The sequence below is a fragment of the Caulobacter sp. SLTY genome, assembly GCF_009905535.1.
Taxonomy (GTDB): domain Bacteria; phylum Pseudomonadota; class Alphaproteobacteria; order Caulobacterales; family Caulobacteraceae; genus Caulobacter.
This window is the reverse complement of sequence record NZ_JAAALA010000064.1, coordinates 1-4,886: the sequence shown is the minus strand read 5'-3', so window position 1 is coordinate 4,886 and position 4,886 is coordinate 1. Positions and strand designations below refer to the sequence as shown.

Genomic DNA, 4,886 nt, shown 5'->3' with positions numbered 1-4,886 from the left:
TCGGGGGCCTGGGCCAGGGCGGTGGGCGCGCTCAGGACCAGCGCGACGGCGAACAGAATACGCATCGTTTCAGAGGCCCCGCCCACGGACAACGGGACGCTATCGCCGCCCTGCGACGGGAGCAAGACGGCGGCCGCTCGGTCGGCGACCCAGGGCCGGGGATTTTGTCGGTCAGTTGGCGGCCAGGGTCGCGGCGACCGCCGCCTTGGTTTCCCGCAGCCGCTTGGCGACTTCGCCGTCGCCGCCCGGGCCGTAGAGGTTGATGCCCAGGATCTTGCCCTTCACCGAGGTGACCCCGGTGGCCAGCGAGGTCTCGGTCGTCCGCCCGCCGCCCTCCATCTCGATGGCGCCGACCAGATAGATGCCGCCCGCGTCGGCGCCGGCCACCTTGATGCCGCCGCCCACGGTGATCTTCTCGTCGAAGGCTTCGGAGAAGTCCTTGCCCAGCTCCTTGGTATCGACCGCCTGGTCCACCGCCTCGCCGAACATCTCCGGCGACTGGCGATAGGCGTCGAGCAGGGTGGACAGCGGCAGGTTCTGGTTGGCCATCGACTTCGGCGCCTTGACGATCAGATAGTTGCCCAGGTCGAAGGTCTTCGCCGCCATGTCCGAGCAGCTGTAGAGCGTCAGGAGGGTGTCATTGACATCATCCAGCCTGGCGACCTTGTCGGCCACCTCGGCATAGAGGCCGGTCGCCGGGCAGAGGCCCTTGGGAACCGGAAAGCGGATCGACTCGCCGCTGACGTTCAGGACGATGATATTCGGCTCCGCCGCCTTCACCGATCCGCCGGCCAGGGTGGCTGCCACGGCCAGGCCCAACATCACGCGCTTGAACATCATATCCCCCCTGACGGAACGCGCCTTATTCTAGCGGCTTAGGCCGCCGGCCGCCAGCGAGGACCCCATGAAGCCCAGAGTCAGCCTCATCACCCTGGCCGTCGCCGACCTGGAGGCGGCGGTGGCCTTCTATCGCGACGGCCTCGGGCTGGAGACCGAGGGGATCGTTGGGAAGGAGTTCGAGCATGGCGCGGTCGCCTTCTTCGAACTCCAGCCCGGCCTCGGCCTGGCGCTGTGGGCGCAGGAGGACCTGGCGCATGACGCGGGCCTGCCGGTGACCCCGATCAGCTCGACGGCCTTCTGCCTGGCCCACAACGTGATGAGTCGGGAAGAGGTCGACGCCGTCCTGGCCCAGGCGGAGCAGGCCGGGGGGCGGATCGTCAAGGCGGCGGACGAGACCTTCTATGGCGGTTACGCGGGCTATTTTCAGGATCCGGATGGGCACCTCTGGGAGGTCGCCTGGAACCCCGAGCGGTTGCCGGAATAGGAAAGGCGCCCCCCCGAAGATCGCGAGGGCGCCCAAAGTCTCCTTAGTTGAACAGGTCCAGGACCACGGCGGTGATCAGGCCCGACGCGATGGCGGTCAGCACCACGTCATTGCCGACCCGGCGGTATTCATAGCCGCGGGGCGGGGCGCCCAGGCCGTAGCGGCGGTGATCGACGCGGTAGGCCTGGGCCCGGTAGGCGGCGGGCAGGCGCTGGCCGGCGTGGTAGCGGCGGATGTTGTAGCCGCGCGGCGGGGTGTAGCGGCCGGCGTTGTAGCGCTTGGCGGCCCGGCGTTCGGCGCGGTTCTGTTGTTTGGCCTGACGCAGGTCCTGCTTGGCGGCGCGGACGTCCTGCCTGGCTTCGCGGACGTCGCGGGGGGCGGCGCTGGCGGTGGTGGCCATGCCGCCGGCCATGACGGTCAGGGCGGTCGCGGCAATCAGAAACTTCTTCATGGTGGTTCTCCTTGAGTGTGCGCCCCGGGGAGAGGGCGCTGTTGTTGTTGACGAAGCCACCATGGCGCCTGGCGACTGAGCCCAAGCTGAACGGCGTGGGTCAGGTTAAGTTCATGATATTTCTAATGTTTCTCTTGGTTGCCGGACTGTTGCAGCGGTGTTGCGTTTGGGCGTGGGCCAAGCCGCATCGGGCGCAGGGTCCTGGACGAGAATGAGCAGGTGAGGGGGGCGGAATTTTACCCGGGTATAATTCCCGGGCGGATTTGTCCGCCTTTACAGCGCCTGGTCCATCGCCTGGCGTCCGTGCGGGTCATACCGCAAATGGGGATTGGCGACCGGCGTTCGGCGGGCCATGACTCGGGCCGCAACGAAGAGGGGGTTTCATGGTCATGACATTGCGCGCCGCCGCGCTCGGGCTGGCCCTGCTGCTGGCCGCGCCGGCGCCCGGGATGGCCGGCTATATCGTCTCCAACACAGAGGCCAAGGCCATCCTTGACCAGGGACGGGCGGCCGAGAAGGCCGGGCGGTATGATGAGGCGCGGCGGCTATACCGCCAGGGCGCGGAGCTGGGCGATGCGGAGTCGCAGTACCGCCTGGGTCGGCTGTACGGCGATATGCCGATGGGCGTGGTCCAGGACTTTCCCCAGGCCGCGATGTGGTATCGCAAGGCGATCGAAAAGAACCATGCCGCGGCGATGTCCTCCCTGGGCTGGCTGTACATGGAGGGCGACGGCATGCCGGCCGACCCCAACGAGGCCATGTATCTGTTCCGCCGGGCGGCGGATCTGGGCGAGCCGGGCGGGACCTTCGGCATGGCTCACTTGTATCGGACCGGAAAAGGCGTGCCGAAGGATGCGGCCCGGGCGCAGGAATGGGCGGCCAAGGGCCAGCCGGCCTGGCGCAAGGGCGCCGAGGCCGGCGATCCGCGGGCCCAGCTGTTTCTCGGCTACAGCTTGATTCAGGGGGAGGGCGTGGCCAAGGACGAGGCCGCCGGCCTGGCCTGGATCCGCAAGTCCGCCGCCCAGGGCTATCCGCCGGCGGTCCATGCGTTGGGGACCTGGCATGAGGCGGGAATCGGCACGGTCCTGCCCAAGAATGAGGTGGAGGCCCGCCGGCTCTACCGCATCGGCGCGACGACCGGCTATCCGTCCAGCCGGTTCCGGCTGGGCGTTCTGCTGCTCGACGGTCGCGGCGGGCCGAAGGACGCCGTCGAGGCGAGGGCGATGGTGATCCTGGCCGCGGACCAGGGCCTGACCGAGGCCCAGGCGGGCGCCGGGGGGCTGCTGTCCCAGGGCGTCGGCGGTCCCAGGGACGAGGTGCGGGCCCGGGTCTATCTGGAGAAGGCGGCGGCCCAGGAAAATCCCAACGGGATGCGCAGCCTGGCGATCCTGCTGGCGCGCGGCCGGGGCGGGCCCAAGGACCCCGGGCGCGCGATGGCGCTGCTTCGGAAACGGGCCGAGGCGGACGATGCGATCGCGCAGCGGATCTACGCCAACTTTCTGTACGAAGGCGTCAGCGGCACGAAGGACGAGGCCGGCGCACGGCTCTGGTTCGGAAAGGCGGCGGCGGCGGGCGACGCCGAGGCGCAGATGTGGATGGGCTCGCTGCTTGAACACGGTCGGGGCGGACCGGCCGATGGCCCAGCGGCCAGGGAATGGTTCCGCAAGTCCGCCGAGCGGGGGCTGCCCGCCGGTATGTATCGCTATGGCCAGGCGCTTAGCCGTGGCATCGGCGGGCCGAAGGACGATCGGCTGGCCGCCGAATGGCTGCGCAAGGCGGCCGACAAGGGCGAGAACCGGTCATTCGGCTGGCTGGGTGACATCGCCAAGCGGCAGGGCGACCTGGCGCAGGCCCGACAATGGTACGGCAAGGCGGAGAGCGCAGGCGACAACTATGCCCGCTACCAACTGGGCGTGATGGTCTACCTGGGGCAGGGCGGGGCGGTGGAGGAGGCGCGAGGGTTGGCGTTGATCCGGAAGTCCGCCGAGGGCGGCGAGAAATTGGCGAAGGAGTGGCTGGCGCGGGCCGGGCTGTAGGGCGGGCGGTCCGTCAAAGCTCGACCGGCTGGGCCACCAGGGAGGACAGGCCCGCGAAGCTGGTCGGGGCGATCAGCTGGGCGGCCTTTTCGTCCACCGTCAGGGCGGAGCGGGCGTAGAGGGCGGTGAGGGCCGCCGTGGTCAGGGCGGCGGTCAGCTGCAGCGGGAAACGCTCGGGCCGGCGCTTCATCCAGAACAGGCCCAGCGCCTGGGTGGCGGCCCAGAGGGCCAGGGTGCGGCTGCGGGCCGGGCCGTCCGGCGCATTCCACACCCGCAGGGCGGCGATGGTGCCCGTCGAGGTGACGGCCGGCCAGATCAGCTTGGCCAGCGGATGGCGGGTGGGCTCGGCGCCGGGGGCGGCGGGCTGGCGGCCATCGCGGCTGCCCAGGGCGCTGACGGCGGCCACCACCCCCAGGCAGAGGGCGACGCCCATCACCACATGGGCGGGGTCCTGGCCCCGGGCATTGATCTTCTCGCCGACCTCGCCGGTCAGTTTCTCCGGAATGTGCGCCAGCGCCAGACCCATGATTGCCTCCTCAGCCCTTGTGGAGGACGCAATCCGGAAGGGTGGGGGATCGTTCCGTGCGAGGCGACGCGCGCGTCAGGGCCGGCCGGTGGAGCGCCAGCGGGCGACGATATCGTGCATGTACTGGCCGGCCCGCTTCTCGCCCTTGCCCTGGCACATCATGCCGTAGGCCAGGCCGACGGCGGAGGATGTCGGCACCGCGTGGCTGCCCCTCACCGGCCCGCGCACCTCAATGCCCAGGCCGTTTGTGTCCCACAGGGCCGAGCCGGTGATCTGGGTCGTCCGCGCCGCGCAGTCGAAGATCAGGCCCATGTCATGGCGATCGGCCAGCCGACCGCCGGGCTGGGCCTCCGGCCGGCGATAGATGGTGACCAGGGTGACGGCGCGCACCTTGCCGGGCTCGAAGGCGATGGGATGGGCAATGGCCAGGTAGAGGCCTTCGTCGCTCTGTCCCAGCACCCAGATGTCGCCGCTCTCGCTGGGCGGGGTGGCGCCGGGCGGGATGTAGGTCGTGCCTTGCCAGGTCAGGGCCAGGGCGGCGAGGAGGGC

6 protein-coding genes are annotated in these 4,886 nt (G+C 69.9%); 2 read left to right on the top strand and 4 right to left on the bottom strand.

Annotated features, from left to right (window positions below):
- Positions 1-171: 171 nt before the first annotated feature.
- Positions 172-840: a hypothetical protein gene (locus GVN21_RS20110; RefSeq protein WP_166576521.1), complete on the bottom strand. Its 669-nt coding sequence runs from the start codon at positions 838-840 to the stop codon at positions 172-174.
- Positions 841-904: 64 nt separating this feature from the next.
- Here GVN21_RS20110 and GVN21_RS20105 point away from each other — a divergent pair, with 64 nt between their 5' ends.
- Entirely contained in the window at positions 905-1,324 is a 420-nt protein-coding gene (locus GVN21_RS20105; RefSeq protein ID WP_166576520.1) for a VOC family protein, read from the top strand.
- 43 nt (positions 1,325-1,367) lie between these two features.
- Here the strand turns inward: GVN21_RS20105 and GVN21_RS20100 are convergent, their stop codons facing one another.
- Positions 1,368-1,775 carry an RcnB family protein gene (locus tag GVN21_RS20100; protein ID WP_166576519.1) on the bottom strand — a complete coding sequence of 136 codons (408 nt, stop codon included), beginning with the start codon at positions 1,773-1,775 and terminating at the stop codon, positions 1,368-1,370.
- A 383-nt stretch (positions 1,776-2,158) separates the two neighbouring features.
- Here GVN21_RS20100 and GVN21_RS20095 point away from each other — a divergent pair, with 383 nt between their 5' ends.
- Positions 2,159-3,811: a tetratricopeptide repeat protein gene (locus GVN21_RS20095; protein WP_166576518.1), complete on the top strand. Its 1,653-nt coding sequence runs from the start codon at positions 2,159-2,161 to the stop codon at positions 3,809-3,811.
- A 13-nt stretch (positions 3,812-3,824) separates the two neighbouring features.
- Here the strand turns inward: GVN21_RS20095 and GVN21_RS20090 are convergent, their stop codons facing one another.
- Positions 3,825-4,337, bottom strand: a complete 513-nt coding sequence (locus tag GVN21_RS20090; RefSeq protein ID WP_166576517.1) for a hypothetical protein — start codon at positions 4,335-4,337, stop codon at positions 3,825-3,827.
- Between the two features lie 75 nt (positions 4,338-4,412).
- On the bottom strand, positions 4,413-4,886 hold a 474-nt coding region (locus GVN21_RS20085), incomplete at its 5' end, for a hypothetical protein (protein WP_166576516.1).